Source organism: Enterobacter sp. V89_11, from assembly GCF_029967775.1.
Taxonomy (GTDB): Bacteria; Pseudomonadota; Gammaproteobacteria; order Enterobacterales; family Enterobacteriaceae; genus Enterobacter; species Enterobacter ludwigii.
In genome coordinates, this window is record NZ_JASCAN010000032.1 from 1 (window position 1) to 21,700 (window position 21,700).

Sequence of the window (21,700 nt, forward strand, 5' to 3'; positions counted from 1 at the left end):
AAATTTGGCTCCTCTGACTGGACTCGAACCAGTGACATACGGATTAACAGTCCGCCGTTCTACCGACTGAACTACAGAGGAATCGTGTGAACGGGGCGCATATTATCGACGTCAGCCGGCCTTGTCAAAGGGTGGATCAACGCCTTTTGATCGTTTGCTGACAAAATCAGCAAAATGGCGTTTTTGACGCCGGAATGCACCGTAATGGTGCGCACATACCCCTAATGGGGCAGATCATAAACTGCTGTTTCAGTAATAAAACCGCTGCCTATGATTAGCTTTCCTTATTTTCAGCCGCTTAGCGACAAATCAGACCTCTTCGTAAAACTGGCATTCATATTGCAAAACCCTATCAACAATGAAAAGCCAGTACCGGCACAGCATTTCGAACAGGGGGCAAAATGAACTTAAGACGACTGAAATACTTCGTAAAAATCGTCGATATCGGCAGCCTGACTCAAGCGGCGGAAGTGCTGCATATCGCGCAGCCTGCGCTGAGCCAGCAGGTGGCTACTCTGGAAGGCGAGATGGATCAGCAGCTGTTGATCCGCACCAAACGTGGCGTGACGCCAACGGAAGCAGGCAAAATCCTTTATACCCATGCGCGCACCATCCTTCGCCAGTGCGAACAGGCGCAGCTGGCGGTGAATAACGTGGGCCAGACGCTGAGCGGCCACGTATCCATTGGGCTGGCTCCGGGAACGGCCGCGTCCTCTATTACCATGCCGCTGCTGCAGGCCGTCCGCGCAGAGCTGCCAGAAGTGCTGGTTTACCTGCATGAGAACAGCGGTTCTGTGCTGAATGACAAACTTCTTAGCGGCCAGCTGGATATGGCGGTGCTGTACGACCGCTCACCGGTGGCCGGGATCACCAGCCAGCCGCTGCTGAAAGAAGATCTCTACCTTGTGGGCACCCGCGACTGTCCGGGGCAGAGCGTCGATCTGACGGCCGTTGCAGAAATGAATCTGTTCCTGCCGCGTGACTACAGCGCGGTGCGCGTGCGTGTGGATGAAGCGTTCTCCCTGCGCCGCCTGACGGCAAAAATTATCGGTGAAATTGATTCCATCTCCACGCTAACCGCCGCTATAGCCAGCGGTATGGGTGTGACCGTTCTGCCAGAATCCGCAGCACGTTCGCTGTGCAGCGCAGCCAACGGCTGGATGGCGCGCATCACCACGCCTTCGATGAGCTTACCGCTGTCGCTGAATATGTCCGCGCGCGGATCGCTGTCACCTCAGGCGCAGGCGGTAAAAGAGATTCTGATGTCGCTGGTCAGCAAACCGTCTCTGGAGAATCGTGAGCTGCAGCTGGTGAGTTGATATTCCATAAAAGCATAAGATGCTGGTTTTTATTATTTGTTCTGCAGGTCGGCTGACTCTAACAATAGCGTTATGTCAGATGCGCCGGAGTGAATCGTGAATTTCCAGCAACTTAAAATTATCCGTGAGGCGGCCAGGCGGGACTACAACCTGACCGAGGTCGCCAATATGCTTTATACCTCTCAGTCCGGCGTCAGTCGCCATATCCGCGAGCTGGAAGAAGAACTGGGGATAGAGATTTTTATCCGTCGCGGCAAGCGTCTGCTTGGCATGACGGAGCCGGGAAAAGCCTTGCTGACCATCGCTGAGCGGATCCTCAACGAGGCCAGTAATGTTCGTCGCCTGGCGGATCTCTTTACCAATGACGCCTCGGGCGTCCTCACTATCGCCACCACCCACACCCAGGCGCGTTACAGCCTGCCGCCGGTGATTAAAGCCTTCCGTGAACTTTTCCCTGACGTCCGTCTGGAGCTTATCCAGGGCACACCGCAGGAAATTGACGTGCTGTTGCAAAACGGTGGGGCAGATATCGGCATTGCCAGTGAACGCCTGAGCAACGATCCGCTGCTGGTGGCTTTCCCGTGGTTTCGCTGGTACCACAGTCTGTTACTTCCCGTCGACCATCCGCTGAATCAGGTTACGCCCCTGACGCTGGAAGATATCGCGAAATGGCCGCTGATTACCTACCGGCAGGGTATTACCGGACGCTCGCGCATTGATGAAGCCTTTAACCGCAAAGGCTTAACGCCGGATGTGGTGCTGAGTGCACAGGACTCTGATGTAATCAAAACCTACGTCGAGCTGGGGCTGGGCATTGGTCTGGTGGCGGAACAGTCCGGTGGTGAACGCGAGACGGAGAGCCTGGTACGACTGGATACGCGTCATCTCTTTGATGCCAATACCGTATGGCTCGGCCTGAAGCGTGGACAACTGCAGCGCAACTATGTGTGGCGCTTTATCGAGCTCTGCAACGCCGGGCTGTCGGTAGATGAGATTAAACGTCAGGTGATGGAGCCAGAAGAAGTGGCGATTGATTATCAGATTTAGCGGCTGGCTTTCAAACGCAACGCCATAAAGCTCAAGGGAAATCGCCACGCGCCGAACCATCATAGTAAACGGAAGCAGTTGCCCAAAGAGAAGCCTGTCTGAGGTGGCGTATGTATTTTTATCACATACGCCACCTCAGACAAGGGGCGGAAACATCCTGACGGTAACGTGGCTGAGTTGGCAGACTGTCCGAAATTGATTCCTGATACAGTCTGAGTACGCAATGCCGCATCAGCCCTGTCTTTTGGCCTTCAGCCCTGTAGCCTTTTCGGGCAGGGCCGTTACCTTTATGCGCCATTACCCTTCAGCCTTTTCCCTTTCGTAAGACCCTTAATACCTACGTGCTGTTGCGGTAACATCTGTTATCGTCTGCAAACGCATAATTACCTGCCTGTAATAAAATCTGCATAAATTTTACTCCCCTTCGTATTAACTCCCTGCGACTATTAGGGTTTTAGGGATTTAACTTAAGGAAAAACGATGGACATACGTTACCCGGTACGGAAGGCCGACGGGCGGGAGTATAAGAACTATGACGAATTGCTGACCGACATCCGCAAAAATGCCCACGGTTGGTGGTTACTTGGCATGAGTCGTTACTGGCACGGCGGTATCCATATCGGATCATCCTCCTCTCCGGCATCGGTGCTGAGCCAGAATGCACCGGAAACGTCTGTACCGCTCCAGTTCATGATGGACGGCGAAGTGGTGGCATGGCGGGTGAACCGGGACTACGCGAATATTGAATGCATGCAGGCGCAATCGCTTCGCCAGTCCGGTACCTTTGTGCTTGTCAGATCTGTGTACAAGCCTGATGAACGAGATGAGTCCTCCTGGCTGACGCTGTATCAGCTTTATATGCACCTGGCACCTTTGTCAGAATATCCTGAACGCCCGCTTTATCGGGTTACGCCGAAAGGTCATGGTGTGCGGATGCGTAAATATTCCCGCCATGACGACAGCCGCGAAATTGTGCCGGAAGTACTGACAAACAAACACGGTCAGCGCAGGACGCTGATGCAGGGCGATACGCTCGCAGTACTGCAACAAATATCGTTTTTGATGGAAAGACAGCCTGAGCCGTTCGCCCTGGTGCAGCGCCTTCAGAATGGTAAACCCGCCGGGGAGCTCTTCTGGGTTTCAATGCGTCCTGAATATCTGGAGCCTGACGGTGAATGTCACGTGTGTCTGCCTGACTGGATGCACGATGCGCTGAATCACGGCATGTTTGATGATGTGGTGGTGCCACCTGTCCCACTTAAAGTGACGGTTAAGGCGGGTGATTCGGTCGGATTCCTCGGCGCTCAGGATCTGGCCGATGAAGATAATTACCCACAAATAATCACCACGGACTATAAAGCGCATATCGAATTGCTGAGCCTTGATGAGCATGTGCCGGATTTTGTGGCCAACGTGAAGGGCATTAAAACCGGCAAACAGTTTATCAAGCTTAAGCTGAAACGACCAATGTACCTGCGAAACGGAGAGAATGAAGACAGTACCTTTGAGCAGATGAGCGCCATTACCCGCGCTGATGCCGGAAGAATTATCCCGCGCGATGCCACGTACCCGTTTACGGATAAAACCGGGATAACGTACTTTCAGATCCGCCCACACAGCTGGATGCACCAGGACGATGTGGAGCAGCTCAGTCAGCATGATTTAGCCGCGTTAAACTTTCACTGCATCGAAGCTGCCCCCACAACCGATTTTACCCGCACGCTGGATGAACCTTGGGTTACTGATGCCCTGAAAAGCATCGATTCTCACTTTGATGGCGAAAAAGGGCCACAAAGTTCACAGGCAAAAATGTTTTATGACAGCCTGATCCACAACGCTGAAAACAGAAGACCACCCAGCCCATACCCTGATAAATCACAGGACCAGTATTTGTTTGACGCACTGCATACGAATCAGATGAATATCCCGGAGTATGCGCGACGGCTGATAGTGAAACATGACAGCGACTGGCACAGTACCCGGGATGATACACGCTGGTCATCGGTATTTAAGGACAAGGACGAAAGTCCAGTTGTGAAACTGGCTAACGGCGGATTTCTGGATGCCACGCACTGGATGGATAAGGTTCAGCCGTTCGCCAGCCAACGTTCAGTATGGCACTTTCATCCTCTGGAGTTCTTATATGTAATGTCCGGTGATGATGATATGGATATAAAATGGTTAACTGTACCTAAAGGGCAGTTAACGTTTGATGCTGAAGGAAATGATAATAACAGTAGTCCTTATTTCAGTCGCCATATTCACTGGCCGGGTGGTGTTTCAGGAATAACGATTGGCCGGGGATATGACCTGGGTCAACAAAATGATCCAACATCAGACCTCGACTCTATTGAATTAAGTCAACCGCTTAATACCTGGCTTGTCGAATCAAAAGGTCTGTCTGGCTTAGAGGCTCAAAATCGTTATGAATCAGCAAACAATGACATTAGTAGTTATGAGATAACCAGAAAACAGCAATATGATCTTTTTGTTATTACCTACAATAGGTTAGAAGCCGATGTCAAAAGAATATGTCAGAAGCCTGCAACCATCAGGGCATATCATCCGAATCAAAATATCACTCCGGAACAGGCATGGAATGATATTCCAGAAAAAATAAAAGAGGTACTTGTTGACCTTAGATATCGTGGAGATTACACATCTCATGCTCGCTCTTTAATTCAGCGCTACGCATACACTGGGGATCTATCTGCATTCGGTCAGATATTATCAAATAGAGCTCAGTGGCTAAATGTTCCACAAGATAGATTCTTAAGGAGAGTTAGATTTTATGAAAATTAAATGTCTATTACTTATTTTATTTGCTTCATATTCTACAGCAGGTTTTGCCGCATTTTCCGAGACGGAAAATAATCAACTGGCGAGCATTAATCAGAAAAGTTCAGGAGAAGTTAAATCCGCACTGGACAATTTGAATAAATCTATTGATGAACAAATCGATAACAATATAGAGCGTAAGTCTTTGATTTTGGATCTGAAAAATTCGTGGGGGCAGATGATTAATAAAAAATGCCAGCTGGAAACTATAGAGTCAAAAGGGACTGATGCAGAAATGGCCGAAATGAATAATTGTCTTATTAAAAACTATCAGGAAGAAATGAAGTATTTTGATGCAATGCTTCCATAACTGTATCCTCAGGCTCCTGGTCTTGGTTTGTCGAAGCAAGGTTTTACTGTACAAATAACAGTAAGTTTAAAAAAGCCGCCGCAAGATACAATCTTGTAGCGGCCTCTTTGAGGCGCTGAAAAGCGTTAATTCTTACATAATTATAGTGGGTTGATAATTGGTCTGGTGCAGAACTGAATTACATTTTATTCTGAATTGAACACCTCAATATCCGGTAATTACGTAAAATCTACAAACATACACGATTGAAAAGAGGTCTGTGCTATGACGCTTCTCTCTCGTGTCCCGCATACTGATAAGGCGATAGATACCGCTCTGTGTTTACATTCAGATAATCCGCCCACCACTGCATCATGCTGCTCCGCTCTTCCAGATATTCTGCCTTATGGATATAGGCGGCACCCACGCTGTTACTTTCCTGATGGCTTATCTGTTTTTCAATGGCCTCCTTGCTCCATAGCCGCGACTCACTCAGCGCACTGCATGCCATCGCCCGGAAACCGTGACCGCAGACCTCTTTTTTGGTGTCATAGCCCATCACACGTAATGCCTTGTTGATAGTGTTGTCGCTCATGCACTTATCCTGGTCGTATTCGCCGGGGAAAATAAACGTCAGATGCCCGGAGAGCGCTTCAGTTTGCTTCAGGATCGCGATCGCCTGAACGGATAGCGGGACGATGTGCTGTGTTTTCATCTTTGCGCCACGATGGGAGAAGAGCACGTTTTCGATCTGTTCCCGTTCTTCCGGGATTATCCAGAGCTTCTGCCGCCAGTCGGTCTCACTCCAGCGGGCAAAGCGCAGTTCGCTGGAGCGGACAAAGAACAGCAGCGACAGCTTAAGCGCATACCGTGTCAGCAGCCTGCCGGAGTAGTTATCCGTCCGGGATAACAGTTCAGGCAGTTTTTCAAGCGGCAGGGCCGGGTAATGTTGCGTCCCCGGTGGGGTAAACTCACCATCCAGATCCAGCGCCGGGTTTGATTTGATGAACTGCTTTTTCACCGCATAGCGCATGATTTCGGTGACGTAGTTTTTCAGCCTTGCGGCTTTCTCCAGAAAGCCTTTGTTCTCCACTTTACGCAGGGTAAACAGCAGATCTTTCGTGACGATTTGATGGATATATTTGTCCCCGAGATCCGAAAACACATACCTTTCCAGCCTGCGCTGGATGGTCGTCGCATAATGTGCAGACCAGCGCCGGTGGTCGGCATGCCAGTTCATGGCGATCTGGCGGAATGTCTGTCTGTTTTTCTTTTTCTGCTGTGCGATTTTTTTGTCAACGGCGGGATCGGCTCCTTCACGCACTTTACAGCGTGCCGCATCGCGGAAGTGGCGCGCCTTAAGCAGGGAAACATCCGGGTAGGGGCCAAAGGCCAGCTTCTTCTCTTTCCCGTCAATGCGGTACTTCATATACCAGAGTTTTGAGCCATTAGGCTTGATCAGCAGGTACAGTCCTGAACTGTCGCCGAGTTTGAAGGGTTTGTCAGTGGGTCTGAGATTGCGGATAGCGGTATCTGTGAGTGATATAGCGGGGGGGGCTCCATGCGTTCAACGAACCGTGAGACCCCCGAGCAAGCCCAAAAACACAGATGCCAAAAAACCGGCAATCCTTATCAGGACAACCGGTTCAGTCTAACTGCTTGTTTTTAAAACGTCTTAAGACTCACTGAGATGTCTTAAGACTAAAATTTGGCTCCTCTGACTGGACTCGAACCAGTGACATACGGATTAACAGTCCGCCGTTCTACCGACTGAACTACAGAGGAATCGTGTGAACGGGGCGCATATTATCGACGTCAGCCGGCCTTGTCAAAGGGTGGATCAACGCCTTTTGATCGTTTGCTGACAAAATCAGCAAAATGGCGTTTTTGACGCCGGAATGCACCGTAATGGTGCGCACATACCCCTAATGGGGCAGATCATAAACTGCTGTTTCAGTAATAAAACCGCTGCCTATGATTAGCTTTCCTTATTTTCAGCCGCTTAGCGACAAATCAGACCTCTTCGTAAAACTGGCATTCATATTGCAAAACCCTATCAACAATGAAAAGCCAGTACCGGCACAGCATTTCGAACAGGGGGCAAAATGAACTTAAGACGACTGAAATACTTCGTAAAAATCGTCGATATCGGCAGCCTGACTCAAGCGGCGGAAGTGCTGCATATCGCGCAGCCTGCGCTGAGCCAGCAGGTGGCTACTCTGGAAGGCGAGATGGATCAGCAGCTGTTGATCCGCACCAAACGTGGCGTGACGCCAACGGAAGCAGGCAAAATCCTTTATACCCATGCGCGCACCATCCTTCGCCAGTGCGAACAGGCGCAGCTGGCGGTGAATAACGTGGGCCAGACGCTGAGCGGCCACGTATCCATTGGGCTGGCTCCGGGAACGGCCGCGTCCTCTATTACCATGCCGCTGCTGCAGGCCGTCCGCGCAGAGCTGCCAGAAGTGCTGGTTTACCTGCATGAGAACAGCGGTTCTGTGCTGAATGACAAACTTCTTAGCGGCCAGCTGGATATGGCGGTGCTGTACGACCGCTCACCGGTGGCCGGGATCACCAGCCAGCCGCTGCTGAAAGAAGATCTCTACCTTGTGGGCACCCGCGACTGTCCGGGGCAGAGCGTCGATCTGACGGCCGTTGCAGAAATGAATCTGTTCCTGCCGCGTGACTACAGCGCGGTGCGCGTGCGTGTGGATGAAGCGTTCTCCCTGCGCCGCCTGACGGCAAAAATTATCGGTGAAATTGATTCCATCTCCACGCTAACCGCCGCTATAGCCAGCGGTATGGGTGTGACCGTTCTGCCAGAATCCGCAGCACGTTCGCTGTGCAGCGCAGCCAACGGCTGGATGGCGCGCATCACCACGCCTTCGATGAGCTTACCGCTGTCGCTGAATATGTCCGCGCGCGGATCGCTGTCACCTCAGGCGCAGGCGGTAAAAGAGATTCTGATGTCGCTGGTCAGCAAACCGTCTCTGGAGAATCGTGAGCTGCAGCTGGTGAGTTGATATTCCATAAAAGCATAAGATGCTGGTTTTTATTATTTGTTCTGCAGGTCGGCTGACTCTAACAATAGCGTTATGTCAGATGCGCCGGAGTGAATCGTGAATTTCCAGCAACTTAAAATTATCCGTGAGGCGGCCAGGCGGGACTACAACCTGACCGAGGTCGCCAATATGCTTTATACCTCTCAGTCCGGCGTCAGTCGCCATATCCGCGAGCTGGAAGAAGAACTGGGGATAGAGATTTTTATCCGTCGCGGCAAGCGTCTGCTTGGCATGACGGAGCCGGGAAAAGCCTTGCTGACCATCGCTGAGCGGATCCTCAACGAGGCCAGTAATGTTCGTCGCCTGGCGGATCTCTTTACCAATGACGCCTCGGGCGTCCTCACTATCGCCACCACCCACACCCAGGCGCGTTACAGCCTGCCGCCGGTGATTAAAGCCTTCCGTGAACTTTTCCCTGACGTCCGTCTGGAGCTTATCCAGGGCACACCGCAGGAAATTGACGTGCTGTTGCAAAACGGTGGGGCAGATATCGGCATTGCCAGTGAACGCCTGAGCAACGATCCGCTGCTGGTGGCTTTCCCGTGGTTTCGCTGGTACCACAGTCTGTTACTTCCCGTCGACCATCCGCTGAATCAGGTTACGCCCCTGACGCTGGAAGATATCGCGAAATGGCCGCTGATTACCTACCGGCAGGGTATTACCGGACGCTCGCGCATTGATGAAGCCTTTAACCGCAAAGGCTTAACGCCGGATGTGGTGCTGAGTGCACAGGACTCTGATGTAATCAAAACCTACGTCGAGCTGGGGCTGGGCATTGGTCTGGTGGCGGAACAGTCCGGTGGTGAACGCGAGACGGAGAGCCTGGTACGACTGGATACGCGTCATCTCTTTGATGCCAATACCGTATGGCTCGGCCTGAAGCGTGGACAACTGCAGCGCAACTATGTGTGGCGCTTTATCGAGCTCTGCAACGCCGGGCTGTCGGTAGATGAGATTAAACGTCAGGTGATGGAGCCAGAAGAAGTGGCGATTGATTATCAGATTTAGCGGCTGGCTTTCAAACGCAACGCCATAAAGCTCAAGGGAAATCGCCACGCGCCGAACCATCATAGTAAACGGAAGCAGTTGCCCAAAGAGAAGCCTGTCTGAGGTGGCGTATGTATTTTTATCACATACGCCACCTCAGACAAGGGGCGGAAACATCCTGACGGTAACGTGGCTGAGTTGGCAGACTGTCCGAAATTGATTCCTGATACAGTCTGAGTACGCAATGCCGCATCAGCCCTGTCTTTTGGCCTTCAGCCCTGTAGCCTTTTCGGGCAGGGCCGTTACCTTTATGCGCCATTACCCTTCAGCCTTTTCCCTTTCGTAAGACCCTTAATACCTACGTGCTGTTGCGGTAACATCTGTTATCGTCTGCAAACGCATAATTACCTGCCTGTAATAAAATCTGCATAAATTTTACTCCCCTTCGTATTAACTCCCTGCGACTATTAGGGTTTTAGGGATTTAACTTAAGGAAAAACGATGGACATACGTTACCCGGTACGGAAGGCCGACGGGCGGGAGTATAAGAACTATGACGAATTGCTGACCGACATCCGCAAAAATGCCCACGGTTGGTGGTTACTTGGCATGAGTCGTTACTGGCACGGCGGTATCCATATCGGATCATCCTCCTCTCCGGCATCGGTGCTGAGCCAGAATGCACCGGAAACGTCTGTACCGCTCCAGTTCATGATGGACGGCGAAGTGGTGGCATGGCGGGTGAACCGGGACTACGCGAATATTGAATGCATGCAGGCGCAATCGCTTCGCCAGTCCGGTACCTTTGTGCTTGTCAGATCTGTGTACAAGCCTGATGAACGAGATGAGTCCTCCTGGCTGACGCTGTATCAGCTTTATATGCACCTGGCACCTTTGTCAGAATATCCTGAACGCCCGCTTTATCGGGTTACGCCGAAAGGTCATGGTGTGCGGATGCGTAAATATTCCCGCCATGACGACAGCCGCGAAATTGTGCCGGAAGTACTGACAAACAAACACGGTCAGCGCAGGACGCTGATGCAGGGCGATACGCTCGCAGTACTGCAACAAATATCGTTTTTGATGGAAAGACAGCCTGAGCCGTTCGCCCTGGTGCAGCGCCTTCAGAATGGTAAACCCGCCGGGGAGCTCTTCTGGGTTTCAATGCGTCCTGAATATCTGGAGCCTGACGGTGAATGTCACGTGTGTCTGCCTGACTGGATGCACGATGCGCTGAATCACGGCATGTTTGATGATGTGGTGGTGCCACCTGTCCCACTTAAAGTGACGGTTAAGGCGGGTGATTCGGTCGGATTCCTCGGCGCTCAGGATCTGGCCGATGAAGATAATTACCCACAAATAATCACCACGGACTATAAAGCGCATATCGAATTGCTGAGCCTTGATGAGCATGTGCCGGATTTTGTGGCCAACGTGAAGGGCATTAAAACCGGCAAACAGTTTATCAAGCTTAAGCTGAAACGACCAATGTACCTGCGAAACGGAGAGAATGAAGACAGTACCTTTGAGCAGATGAGCGCCATTACCCGCGCTGATGCCGGAAGAATTATCCCGCGCGATGCCACGTACCCGTTTACGGATAAAACCGGGATAACGTACTTTCAGATCCGCCCACACAGCTGGATGCACCAGGACGATGTGGAGCAGCTCAGTCAGCATGATTTAGCCGCGTTAAACTTTCACTGCATCGAAGCTGCCCCCACAACCGATTTTACCCGCACGCTGGATGAACCTTGGGTTACTGATGCCCTGAAAAGCATCGATTCTCACTTTGATGGCGAAAAAGGGCCACAAAGTTCACAGGCAAAAATGTTTTATGACAGCCTGATCCACAACGCTGAAAACAGAAGACCACCCAGCCCATACCCTGATAAATCACAGGACCAGTATTTGTTTGACGCACTGCATACGAATCAGATGAATATCCCGGAGTATGCGCGACGGCTGATAGTGAAACATGACAGCGACTGGCACAGTACCCGGGATGATACACGCTGGTCATCGGTATTTAAGGACAAGGACGAAAGTCCAGTTGTGAAACTGGCTAACGGCGGATTTCTGGATGCCACGCACTGGATGGATAAGGTTCAGCCGTTCGCCAGCCAACGTTCAGTATGGCACTTTCATCCTCTGGAGTTCTTATATGTAATGTCCGGTGATGATGATATGGATATAAAATGGTTAACTGTACCTAAAGGGCAGTTAACGTTTGATGCTGAAGGAAATGATAATAACAGTAGTCCTTATTTCAGTCGCCATATTCACTGGCCGGGTGGTGTTTCAGGAATAACGATTGGCCGGGGATATGACCTGGGTCAACAAAATGATCCAACATCAGACCTCGACTCTATTGAATTAAGTCAACCGCTTAATACCTGGCTTGTCGAATCAAAAGGTCTGTCTGGCTTAGAGGCTCAAAATCGTTATGAATCAGCAAACAATGACATTAGTAGTTATGAGATAACCAGAAAACAGCAATATGATCTTTTTGTTATTACCTACAATAGGTTAGAAGCCGATGTCAAAAGAATATGTCAGAAGCCTGCAACCATCAGGGCATATCATCCGAATCAAAATATCACTCCGGAACAGGCATGGAATGATATTCCAGAAAAAATAAAAGAGGTACTTGTTGACCTTAGATATCGTGGAGATTACACATCTCATGCTCGCTCTTTAATTCAGCGCTACGCATACACTGGGGATCTATCTGCATTCGGTCAGATATTATCAAATAGAGCTCAGTGGCTAAATGTTCCACAAGATAGATTCTTAAGGAGAGTTAGATTTTATGAAAATTAAATGTCTATTACTTATTTTATTTGCTTCATATTCTACAGCAGGTTTTGCCGCATTTTCCGAGACGGAAAATAATCAACTGGCGAGCATTAATCAGAAAAGTTCAGGAGAAGTTAAATCCGCACTGGACAATTTGAATAAATCTATTGATGAACAAATCGATAACAATATAGAGCGTAAGTCTTTGATTTTGGATCTGAAAAATTCGTGGGGGCAGATGATTAATAAAAAATGCCAGCTGGAAACTATAGAGTCAAAAGGGACTGATGCAGAAATGGCCGAAATGAATAATTGTCTTATTAAAAACTATCAGGAAGAAATGAAGTATTTTGATGCAATGCTTCCATAACTGTATCCTCAGGCTCCTGGTCTTGGTTTGTCGAAGCAAGGTTTTACTGTACAAATAACAGTAAGTTTAAAAAAGCCGCCGCAAGATACAATCTTGTAGCGGCCTCTTTGAGGCGCTGAAAAGCGTTAATTCTTACATAATTATAGTGGGTTGATAATTGGTCTGGTGCAGAACTGAATTACATTTTATTCTGAATTGAACACCTCAATATCCGGTAATTACGTAAAATCTACAAACATACACGATTGAAAAGAGGTCTGTGCTATGACGCTTCTCTCTCGTGTCCCGCATACTGATAAGGCGATAGATACCGCTCTGTGTTTACATTCAGATAATCCGCCCACCACTGCATCATGCTGCTCCGCTCTTCCAGATATTCTGCCTTATGGATATAGGCGGCACCCACGCTGTTACTTTCCTGATGGCTTATCTGTTTTTCAATGGCCTCCTTGCTCCATAGCCGCGACTCACTCAGCGCACTGCATGCCATCGCCCGGAAACCGTGACCGCAGACCTCTTTTTTGGTGTCATAGCCCATCACACGTAATGCCTTGTTGATAGTGTTGTCGCTCATGCACTTATCCTGGTCGTATTCGCCGGGGAAAATAAACGTCAGATGCCCGGAGAGCGCTTCAGTTTGCTTCAGGATCGCGATCGCCTGAACGGATAGCGGGACGATGTGCTGTGTTTTCATCTTTGCGCCACGATGGGAGAAGAGCACGTTTTCGATCTGTTCCCGTTCTTCCGGGATTATCCAGAGCTTCTGCCGCCAGTCGGTCTCACTCCAGCGGGCAAAGCGCAGTTCGCTGGAGCGGACAAAGAACAGCAGCGACAGCTTAAGCGCATACCGTGTCAGCAGCCTGCCGGAGTAGTTATCCGTCCGGGATAACAGTTCAGGCAGTTTTTCAAGCGGCAGGGCCGGGTAATGTTGCGTCCCCGGTGGGGTAAACTCACCATCCAGATCCAGCGCCGGGTTTGATTTGATGAACTGCTTTTTCACCGCATAGCGCATGATTTCGGTGACGTAGTTTTTCAGCCTTGCGGCTTTCTCCAGAAAGCCTTTGTTCTCCACTTTACGCAGGGTAAACAGCAGATCTTTCGTGACGATTTGATGGATATATTTGTCCCCGAGATCCGAAAACACATACCTTTCCAGCCTGCGCTGGATGGTCGTCGCATAATGTGCAGACCAGCGCCGGTGGTCGGCATGCCAGTTCATGGCGATCTGGCGGAATGTCTGTCTGTTTTTCTTTTTCTGCTGTGCGATTTTTTTGTCAACGGCGGGATCGGCTCCTTCACGCACTTTACAGCGTGCCGCATCGCGGAAGTGGCGCGCCTTAAGCAGGGAAACATCCGGGTAGGGGCCAAAGGCCAGCTTCTTCTCTTTCCCGTCAATGCGGTACTTCATATACCAGAGTTTTGAGCCATTAGGCTTGATCAGCAGGTACAGTCCTGAACTGTCGCCGAGTTTGAAGGGTTTGTCAGTGGGTCTGAGATTGCGGATAGCGGTATCTGTGAGTGATATAGCGGGGGGGGCTCCATGCGTTCAACGAACCGTGAGACCCCCGAGCAAGCCCAAAAACACAGATGCCAAAAAACCGGCAATCCTTATCAGGACAACCGGTTCAGTCTAACTGCTTGTTTTTAAAACGTCTTAAGACTCACTGAGATGTCTTAAGACTAAAATTTGGCTCCTCTGACTGGACTCGAACCAGTGACATACGGATTAACAGTCCGCCGTTCTACCGACTGAACTACAGAGGAATCGTGTGAACGGGGCGCATATTATCGACGTCAGCCGGCCTTGTCAAAGGGTGGATCAACGCCTTTTGATCGTTTGCTGACAAAATCAGCAAAATGGCGTTTTTGACGCCGGAATGCACCGTAATGGTGCGCACATACCCCTAATGGGGCAGATCATAAACTGCTGTTTCAGTAATAAAACCGCTGCCTATGATTAGCTTTCCTTATTTTCAGCCGCTTAGCGACAAATCAGACCTCTTCGTAAAACTGGCATTCATATTGCAAAACCCTATCAACAATGAAAAGCCAGTACCGGCACAGCATTTCGAACAGGGGGCAAAATGAACTTAAGACGACTGAAATACTTCGTAAAAATCGTCGATATCGGCAGCCTGACTCAAGCGGCGGAAGTGCTGCATATCGCGCAGCCTGCGCTGAGCCAGCAGGTGGCTACTCTGGAAGGCGAGATGGATCAGCAGCTGTTGATCCGCACCAAACGTGGCGTGACGCCAACGGAAGCAGGCAAAATCCTTTATACCCATGCGCGCACCATCCTTCGCCAGTGCGAACAGGCGCAGCTGGCGGTGAATAACGTGGGCCAGACGCTGAGCGGCCACGTATCCATTGGGCTGGCTCCGGGAACGGCCGCGTCCTCTATTACCATGCCGCTGCTGCAGGCCGTCCGCGCAGAGCTGCCAGAAGTGCTGGTTTACCTGCATGAGAACAGCGGTTCTGTGCTGAATGACAAACTTCTTAGCGGCCAGCTGGATATGGCGGTGCTGTACGACCGCTCACCGGTGGCCGGGATCACCAGCCAGCCGCTGCTGAAAGAAGATCTCTACCTTGTGGGCACCCGCGACTGTCCGGGGCAGAGCGTCGATCTGACGGCCGTTGCAGAAATGAATCTGTTCCTGCCGCGTGACTACAGCGCGGTGCGCGTGCGTGTGGATGAAGCGTTCTCCCTGCGCCGCCTGACGGCAAAAATTATCGGTGAAATTGATTCCATCTCCACGCTAACCGCCGCTATAGCCAGCGGTATGGGTGTGACCGTTCTGCCAGAATCCGCAGCACGTTCGCTGTGCAGCGCAGCCAACGGCTGGATGGCGCGCATCACCACGCCTTCGATGAGCTTACCGCTGTCGCTGAATATGTCCGCGCGCGGATCGCTGTCACCTCAGGCGCAGGCGGTAAAAGAGATTCTGATGTCGCTGGTCAGCAAACCGTCTCTGGAGAATCGTGAGCTGCAGCTGGTGAGTTGATATTCCATAAAAGCATAAGATGCTGGTTTTTATTATTTGTTCTGCAGGTCGGCTGACTCTAACAATAGCGTTATGTCAGATGCGCCGGAGTGAATCGTGAATTTCCAGCAACTTAAAATTATCCGTGAGGCGGCCAGGCGGGACTACAACCTGACCGAGGTCGCCAATATGCTTTATACCTCTCAGTCCGGCGTCAGTCGCCATATCCGCGAGCTGGAAGAAGAACTGGGGATAGAGATTTTTATCCGTCGCGGCAAGCGTCTGCTTGGCATGACGGAGCCGGGAAAAGCCTTGCTGACCATCGCTGAGCGGATCCTCAACGAGGCCAGTAATGTTCGTCGCCTGGCGGATCTCTTTACCAATGACGCCTCGGGCGTCCTCACTATCGCCACCACCCACACCCAGGCGCGTTACAGCCTGCCGCCGGTGATTAAAGCCTTCCGTGAACTTTTCCCTGACGTCCGTCTGGAGCTTATCCAGGGCACACCGCAGGAAATTGACGTGCTGTTGCAAAACGGTGGGGCAGATATCGGCATTGCCAGTGAACGCCTGAGCAACGATCCGCTGCTGGTGGCTTTCCCGTGGTTTCGCTGGTACCACAGTCTGTTACTTCCCGTCGACCATCCGCTGAATCAGGTTACGCCCCTGACGCTGGAAGATATCGCGAAATGGCCGCTGATTACCTACCGGCAGGGTATTACCGGACGCTCGCGCATTGATGAAGCCTTTAACCGCAAAGGCTTAACGCCGGATGTGGTGCTGAGTGCACAGGACTCTGATGTAATCAAAACCTACGTCGAGCTGGGGCTGGGCATTGGTCTGGTGGCGGAACAGTCCGGTGGTGAACGCGAGACGGAGAGCCTGGTACGACTGGATACGCGTCATCTCTTTGATGCCAATACCGTATGGCTCGGCCTGAAGCGTGGACAACTGCAGCGCAACTATGTGTGGCGCTTTATCGAGCTCTGCAACGCCGGGCTGTCGGTAGATGAGATTAAACGTCAGGTGATGGAGCCAGAAGAAGTGGCGATTGATTATCAGATTTAGCGGCTGGCTTTCAAACGCAACGCCATAAAGCTCAAGGGAAATCGCCACGCGCCGAACCATCATAGTAAACGGAAGCAGTTGCCCAAAGAGAAGCCTGTCTGAGGTGGCGTATGTATTTTTATCACATACGCCACCTCAGACAAGGGGCGGAAACATCCTGACGGTAACGTGGCTGAGTTGGCAGACTGTCCGAAATTGATTCCTGATACAGTCTGAGTACGCAATGCCGCATCAGCCCTGTCTTTTGGCCTTCAGCCCTGTAGCCTTTTCGGGCAGGGCCGTTACCTTTATGCGCCATTACCCTTCAGCCTTTTCCCTTTCGTAAGACCCTTAATACCTACGTGCTGTTGCGGTAACATCTGTTATCGTCTGCAAACGCATAATTACCTGCCTGTAATAAAATCTGCATAAATTTTACTCCCCTTCGTATTAACTCCCTGCGACTATTAGGGTTTTAGGGATTTAACTTAAGGAAAAACGATGGACATACGTTACCCGGTACGGAAGGCCGACGGGCGGGAGTATAAGAACTATGACGAATTGCTGACCGACATCCGCAAAAATGCCCACGGTTGGTGGTTACTTGGCATGAGTCGTTACTGGCACGGCGGTATCCATATCGGATCATCCTCCTCTCCGGCATCGGTGCTGAGCCAGAATGCACCGGAAACGTCTGTACCGCTCCAGTTCATGATGGACGGCGAAGTGGTGGCATGGCGGGTGAACCGGGACTACGCGAATATTGAATGCATGCAGGCGCAATCGCTTCGCCAGTCCGGTACCTTTGTGCTTGTCAGATCTGTGTACAAGCCTGATGAACGAGATGAGTCCTCCTGGCTGACGCTGTATCAGCTTTATATGCACCTGGCACCTTTGTCAGAATATCCTGAACGCCCGCTTTATCGGGTTACGCCGAAAGGTCATGGTGTGCGGATGCGTAAATATTCCCGCCATGACGACAGCCGCGAAATTGTGCCGGAAGTACTGACAAACAAACACGGTCAGCGCAGGACGCTGATGCAGGGCGATACGCTCGCAGTACTGCAACAAATATCGTTTTTGATGGAAAGACAGCCTGAGCCGTTCGCCCTGGTGCAGCGCCTTCAGAATGGTAAACCCGCCGGGGAGCTCTTCTGGGTTTCAATGCGTCCTGAATATCTGGAGCCTGACGGTGAATGTCACGTGTGTCTGCCTGACTGGATGCACGATGCGCTGAATCACGGCATGTTTGATGATGTGGTGGTGCCACCTGTCCCACTTAAAGTGACGGTTAAGGCGGGTGATTCGGTCGGATTCCTCGGCGCTCAGGATCTGGCCGATGAAGATAATTACCCACAAATAATCACCACGGACTATAAAGCGCATATCGAATTGCTGAGCCTTGATGAGCATGTGCCGGATTTTGTGGCCAACGTGAAGGGCATTAAAACCGGCAAACAGTTTATCAAGCTTAAGCTGAAACGACCAATGTACCTGCGAAACGGAGAGAATGAAGACAGTACCTTTGAGCAGATGAGCGCCATTACCCGCGCTGATGCCGGAAGAATTATCCCGCGCGATGCCACGTACCCGTTTACGGATAAAACCGGGATAACGTACTTTCAGATCCGCCCACACAGCTGGATGCACCAGGACGATGTGGAGCAGCTCAGTCAGCATGATTTAGCCGCGTTAAACTTTCACTGCATCGAAGCTGCCCCCACAACCGATTTTACCCGCACGCTGGATGAACCTTGGGTTACTGATGCCCTGAAAAGCATCGATTCTCACTTTGATGGCGAAAAAGGGCCACAAAGTTCACAGGCAAAAATGTTTTATGACAGCCTGATCCACAACGCTGAAAACAGAAGACCACCCAGCCCATACCCTGATAAATCACAGGACCAGTATTTGTTTGACGCACTGCATACGAATCAGATGAATATCCCGGAGTATGCGCGACGGCTGATAGTGAAACATGACAGCGACTGGCACAGTACCCGGGATGATACACGCTGGTCATCGGTATTTAAGGACAAGGACGAAAGTCCAGTTGTGAAACTGGCTAACGGCGGATTTCTGGATGCCACGCACTGGATGGATAAGGTTCAGCCGTTCGCCAGCCAACGTTCAGTATGGCACTTTCATCCTCTGGAGTTCTTATATGTAATGTCCGGTGATGATGATATGGATATAAAATGGTTAACTGTACCTAAAGGGCAGTTAACGTTTGATGCTGAAGGAAATGATAATAACAGTAGTCCTTATTTCAGTCGCCATATTCACTGGCCGGGTGGTGTTTCAGGAATAACGATTGGCCGGGGATATGACCTGGGTCAACAAAATGATCCAACATCAGACCTCGACTCTATTGAATTAAGTCAACCGCTTAATACCTGGCTTGTCGAATCAAAAGGTCTGTCTGGCTTAGAGGCTCAAAATCGTTATGAATCAGCAAACAATGACATTAGTAGTTATGAGATAACCAGAAAACAGCAATATGATCTTTTTGTTATTACCTACAATAGGTTAGAAGCCGATGTCAAAAGAATATGTCAGAAGCCTGCAACCATCAGGGCATATCATCCGAATCAAAATATCACTCCGGAACAGGCATGGAATGATATTCCAGAAAAAATAAAAGAGGTACTTGTTGACCTTAGATATCGTGGAGATTACACATCTCATGCTCGCTCTTTAATTCAGCGCTACGCATACACTGGGGATCTATCTGCATTCGGTCAGATATTATCAAATAGAGCTCAGTGGCTAAATGTTCCACAAGATAGATTCTTAAGGAGAGTTAGATTTTATGAAAATTAAATGTCTATTACTTATTTTATTTGCTTCATATTCTACAGCAGGTTTTGCCGCATTTTCCGAGACGGAAAATAATCAACTGGCGAGCATTAATCAGAAAAGTTCAGGAGAAGTTAAATCCGCACTGGACAATTTGAATAAATCTATTGATGAACAAATCGATAACAATATAGAGCGTAAGTCTTTGATTTTGGATCTGAAAAATTCGTGGGGGCAGATGATTAATAAAAAATGCCAGCTGGAAACTATAGAGTCAAAAGGGACTGATGCAGAAATGGCCGAAATGAATAATTGTCTTATTAAAAACTATCAGGAAGAAATGAAGTATTTTGATGCAATGCTTCCATAACTGTATCCTCAGGCTCCTGGTCTTGGTTTGTCGAAGCAAGGTTTTACTGTACAAATAACAGTAAGTTTAAAAAAGCCGCCGCAAGATACAATCTTGTAGCGGCCTCTTTGAGGCGCTGAAAAGCGTTAATTCTTACATAATTATAGTGGGTTGATAATTGGTCTGGTGCAGAACTGAATTACATTTTATTCTGAATTGAACACCTCAATATCCGGTAATTACGTAAAATCTACAAACATACACGATTGAAAAGAGGTCTGTGCTATGACGCTTCTCTCTCGTGTCCCGCATACTGATAAGGCGATAGATACCGCTCTGTGTTTACATTCAGATAATCCGCCCACCACTGCATCATGCTGCTCCGCTCTTCCAGATATTCTGCCTTATGGATATAGGCGGCACCCACGCTGTTACTTTCCTGATGGCTTATCTGTTTTTCAATGGCCTCCTTGCTCCATAGCCGCGACTCACTCAGCGCACTGCATGCCATCGCCCGGAAACCGTGACCGCAGACCTCTTTTTTGGTGTCATAGCCCATCACACGTAATGCCTTGTTGATAGTGTTGTCGCTCATGCACTTATCCTGGTCGTATTCGCCGGGGAAAATAAACGTCAGATGCCCGGAGAGCGCTTCAGTTTGCTTCAGGATCGCGATCGCCTGAACGGATAGCGGGACGATGTGCTGTGTTTTCATCTTTGCGCCACGATGGGAGAAGAGCACGTTTTCGATCTGTTCCCGTTCTTCCGGGATTATCCAGAGCTTCTGCCGCCAGTCGGTCTCACTCCAGCGGGCAAAGCGCAGTTCGCTGGAGCGGACAAAGAACAGCAGCGACAGCTTAAGCGCATACCGTGTCAGCAGCCTGCCGGAGTAGTTATCCGTCCGGGATAACAGTTCAGGCAGTTTTTCAAGCGGCAGGGCCGGGTAATGTTGCGTCCCCGGTGGGGTAAACTCACCATCCAGATCCAGCGCCGGGTTTGATTTGATGAACTGCTTTTTCACCGCATAGCGCATGATTTCGGTGACGTAGTTTTTCAGCCTTGCGGCTTTCTCCAGAAAGCCTTTGTTCTCCACTTTACGCAGGGTAAACAGCAGATCTTTCGTGACGATTTGATGGATATATTTGTCCCCGAGATCCGAAAACACATACCTTTCCAGCCTGCGCTGGATGGTCGTCGCATAATGTGCAGACCAGCGCCGGTGGTCGGCATGCCAGTTCATGGCGATCTGGCGGAATGTCTGTCTGTTTTTCTTTTTCTGCTGTGCGATTTTTTTGTCAACGGCGGGATCGGCTCCTTCACGCACTTTACAGCGTGCCGCATCGCGGAAGTGGCGCGCCTTAAGCAGGGAAACATCCGGGTAGGGGCCAAAGGCCAGCTTCTTCTCTTTCCCGTCAATGCGGTACTTCATATACCAGAGTTTTGAGCCATTAGGCTTGATCAGCAGGTACAGTCCTGAACTGTCGCCGAGTTTGAAGGGTTTGTCAGTGGGTCTGAGATTGCGGATAGCGGTATCTGTGAGTGATATAGCGGGGGGGGCTCCATGCGTTCAACGAACCGTGAGACCCCCGAGCAAGCCCAAAAACACAGATGCCAAAAAACCGGCAATCCTTATCAGGACAACCGGTTCAGTCTAACTGCTTGTTTTTAAAACGTCTTAAGACTCACTGAGATGTCTTAAGACTAAAATTTGGCTCCTCTGACTGGACTCGAACCAGTGACATACGGATTAACAGTCCGCCGTTCTACCGACTGAACTACAGAGGAATCGTGTGAACGGGGCGCATATTATCGA

Annotated in this window: 15 protein-coding genes and 4 tRNA genes; 12 read left to right on the top strand and 7 right to left on the bottom strand. The window is 50.2% G+C overall.

What is annotated here, in order from left to right:
• Window positions 1–5: 5 nt before the first annotated feature.
• Window positions 6–81 (bottom strand) — tRNA-Asn (locus QLG09_RS21765).
• A 320-nt stretch (window positions 82–401) separates the two neighbouring features.
• Between QLG09_RS21765 and nac (QLG09_RS21770) the strand changes: the two genes are divergently transcribed.
• From nac (QLG09_RS21770) to QLG09_RS21785, 4 genes are all read left to right on the top strand, one after another.
• Window positions 402–1,319: a nitrogen assimilation transcriptional regulator NAC gene (nac, locus tag QLG09_RS21770; protein ID WP_014170773.1), complete on the top strand. Its 918-nt coding sequence runs from the start codon at window positions 402–404 to the stop codon at window positions 1,317–1,319.
• Window positions 1,320–1,415: 96 nt separating this feature from the next.
• Window positions 1,416–2,366: an HTH-type transcriptional regulator Cbl gene (gene cbl, locus QLG09_RS21775; RefSeq protein ID WP_047955842.1), complete on the top strand. Its 951-nt coding sequence runs from the start codon at window positions 1,416–1,418 to the stop codon at window positions 2,364–2,366.
• 480 nt (window positions 2,367–2,846) lie between these two features.
• A complete protein-coding gene (locus QLG09_RS21780) occupies window positions 2,847–5,168 on the top strand; it encodes a hypothetical protein (RefSeq protein WP_282489390.1) in 2,322 nt (773 codons plus the stop codon).
• Window positions 5,158–5,514 carry a hypothetical protein gene (locus tag QLG09_RS21785; RefSeq protein ID WP_079231896.1) on the top strand — a complete coding sequence of 119 codons (357 nt, stop codon included), beginning with the start codon at window positions 5,158–5,160 and terminating at the stop codon, window positions 5,512–5,514. Before QLG09_RS21780 ends, QLG09_RS21785 begins: the two co-directional genes overlap by 11 nt.
• Window positions 5,515–5,776: 262 nt before the next feature.
• Here the strand turns inward: QLG09_RS21785 and QLG09_RS21790 are convergent, their stop codons facing one another.
• Window positions 5,777–7,039 (bottom strand): integrase arm-type DNA-binding domain-containing protein, encoded by a 1,263-nt coding sequence (locus tag QLG09_RS21790; protein WP_282489392.1) that lies wholly within the window; start codon window positions 7,037–7,039, stop codon window positions 5,777–5,779.
• A gap of 163 nt (window positions 7,040–7,202) precedes the next feature.
• A tRNA-Asn gene (locus tag QLG09_RS21795) sits at window positions 7,203–7,278 on the bottom strand.
• A gap of 320 nt (window positions 7,279–7,598) precedes the next feature.
• On the opposite strand from QLG09_RS21795, the gene nac (QLG09_RS21800) reads away from it, so the two are divergent.
• The 4 genes from nac (QLG09_RS21800) to QLG09_RS21815 all read left to right on the top strand — a co-directional run bounded on the left by nac (QLG09_RS21800) (window position 7,599) and on the right by QLG09_RS21815 (window position 12,711).
• Window positions 7,599–8,516 (top strand): nitrogen assimilation transcriptional regulator NAC, encoded by a 918-nt coding sequence (nac, locus tag QLG09_RS21800; protein WP_014170773.1) that lies wholly within the window; start codon window positions 7,599–7,601, stop codon window positions 8,514–8,516.
• Between the two features lie 96 nt (window positions 8,517–8,612).
• On the top strand, window positions 8,613–9,563 hold the full coding sequence (cbl, locus tag QLG09_RS21805) for an HTH-type transcriptional regulator Cbl (RefSeq protein WP_047955842.1): 951 nt from the start codon (window positions 8,613–8,615) through the stop codon (window positions 9,561–9,563).
• A 480-nt stretch (window positions 9,564–10,043) separates the two neighbouring features.
• Window positions 10,044–12,365 carry a hypothetical protein gene (locus tag QLG09_RS21810; RefSeq protein ID WP_282489390.1) on the top strand — a complete coding sequence of 774 codons (2,322 nt, stop codon included), beginning with the start codon at window positions 10,044–10,046 and terminating at the stop codon, window positions 12,363–12,365.
• Window positions 12,355–12,711: a hypothetical protein gene (locus tag QLG09_RS21815; protein ID WP_079231896.1), complete on the top strand. Its 357-nt coding sequence runs from the start codon at window positions 12,355–12,357 to the stop codon at window positions 12,709–12,711. Before QLG09_RS21810 ends, QLG09_RS21815 begins: the two co-directional genes overlap by 11 nt.
• A gap of 262 nt (window positions 12,712–12,973) precedes the next feature.
• On the opposite strand, the gene QLG09_RS21820 is transcribed toward QLG09_RS21815, so the two are convergent.
• Window positions 12,974–14,236, bottom strand: coding sequence for an integrase arm-type DNA-binding domain-containing protein (locus QLG09_RS21820; RefSeq protein WP_282489392.1), 1,263 nt, complete (start codon window positions 14,234–14,236; stop codon window positions 12,974–12,976).
• Between the two features lie 163 nt (window positions 14,237–14,399).
• Window positions 14,400–14,475 (bottom strand) — tRNA-Asn (locus QLG09_RS21825).
• A 320-nt stretch (window positions 14,476–14,795) separates the two neighbouring features.
• Here QLG09_RS21825 and nac (QLG09_RS21830) point away from each other — a divergent pair.
• The 4 genes from nac (QLG09_RS21830) to QLG09_RS21845 all read left to right on the top strand — a co-directional run bounded on the left by nac (QLG09_RS21830) (window position 14,796) and on the right by QLG09_RS21845 (window position 19,908).
• A complete protein-coding gene (gene nac, locus QLG09_RS21830) occupies window positions 14,796–15,713 on the top strand; it encodes a nitrogen assimilation transcriptional regulator NAC (protein WP_014170773.1) in 918 nt (305 codons plus the stop codon).
• A gap of 96 nt (window positions 15,714–15,809) precedes the next feature.
• Window positions 15,810–16,760 (top strand): HTH-type transcriptional regulator Cbl, encoded by a 951-nt coding sequence (cbl, locus tag QLG09_RS21835; protein WP_047955842.1) that lies wholly within the window; start codon window positions 15,810–15,812, stop codon window positions 16,758–16,760.
• Between the two features lie 480 nt (window positions 16,761–17,240).
• Window positions 17,241–19,562 (top strand): hypothetical protein, encoded by a 2,322-nt coding sequence (locus tag QLG09_RS21840; protein ID WP_282489390.1) that lies wholly within the window; start codon window positions 17,241–17,243, stop codon window positions 19,560–19,562.
• Window positions 19,552–19,908 (top strand): hypothetical protein, encoded by a 357-nt coding sequence (locus QLG09_RS21845; RefSeq protein ID WP_079231896.1) that lies wholly within the window; start codon window positions 19,552–19,554, stop codon window positions 19,906–19,908. Before QLG09_RS21840 ends, QLG09_RS21845 begins: the two co-directional genes overlap by 11 nt.
• Before the next feature lie 262 nt (window positions 19,909–20,170).
• Here QLG09_RS21845 and QLG09_RS21850 read toward each other — a convergent pair whose 3' ends face one another.
• Both QLG09_RS21850 and QLG09_RS21855 read right to left on the bottom strand, forming a co-directional pair.
• Window positions 20,171–21,433 carry an integrase arm-type DNA-binding domain-containing protein gene (locus QLG09_RS21850; RefSeq protein ID WP_282489392.1) on the bottom strand — a complete coding sequence of 421 codons (1,263 nt, stop codon included), beginning with the start codon at window positions 21,431–21,433 and terminating at the stop codon, window positions 20,171–20,173.
• Window positions 21,434–21,596: 163 nt separating this feature from the next.
• Window positions 21,597–21,672 (bottom strand) — tRNA-Asn (locus tag QLG09_RS21855).
• Window positions 21,673–21,700: the final 28 nt, after the last annotated feature.

Excerpts from the sequence above, each read along its gene's own strand:
- QLG09_RS21810 (WP_282489390.1), top strand. The coding sequence starts at position 10,044 with ATGGACATACGTTACCCGGTACGGAAGGCCGACGGGCGGGAGTATAAG.
- nac (WP_014170773.1), top strand. The coding sequence starts at position 402 with ATGAACTTAAGACGACTGAAATACTTCGTAAAAATCGTCGATATCGGC.
- QLG09_RS21840 (WP_282489390.1), top strand. The coding sequence starts at position 17,241 with ATGGACATACGTTACCCGGTACGGAAGGCCGACGGGCGGGAGTATAAG.
- QLG09_RS21785 (WP_079231896.1), top strand. The coding sequence starts at position 5,158 with ATGAAAATTAAATGTCTATTACTTATTTTATTTGCTTCATATTCTACA.
- QLG09_RS21780 (WP_282489390.1), top strand. The coding sequence starts at position 2,847 with ATGGACATACGTTACCCGGTACGGAAGGCCGACGGGCGGGAGTATAAG.
- nac (WP_014170773.1), top strand. The coding sequence starts at position 14,796 with ATGAACTTAAGACGACTGAAATACTTCGTAAAAATCGTCGATATCGGC.
- nac (WP_014170773.1), top strand. The coding sequence starts at position 7,599 with ATGAACTTAAGACGACTGAAATACTTCGTAAAAATCGTCGATATCGGC.
- QLG09_RS21815 (WP_079231896.1), top strand. The coding sequence starts at position 12,355 with ATGAAAATTAAATGTCTATTACTTATTTTATTTGCTTCATATTCTACA.
- QLG09_RS21845 (WP_079231896.1), top strand. The coding sequence starts at position 19,552 with ATGAAAATTAAATGTCTATTACTTATTTTATTTGCTTCATATTCTACA.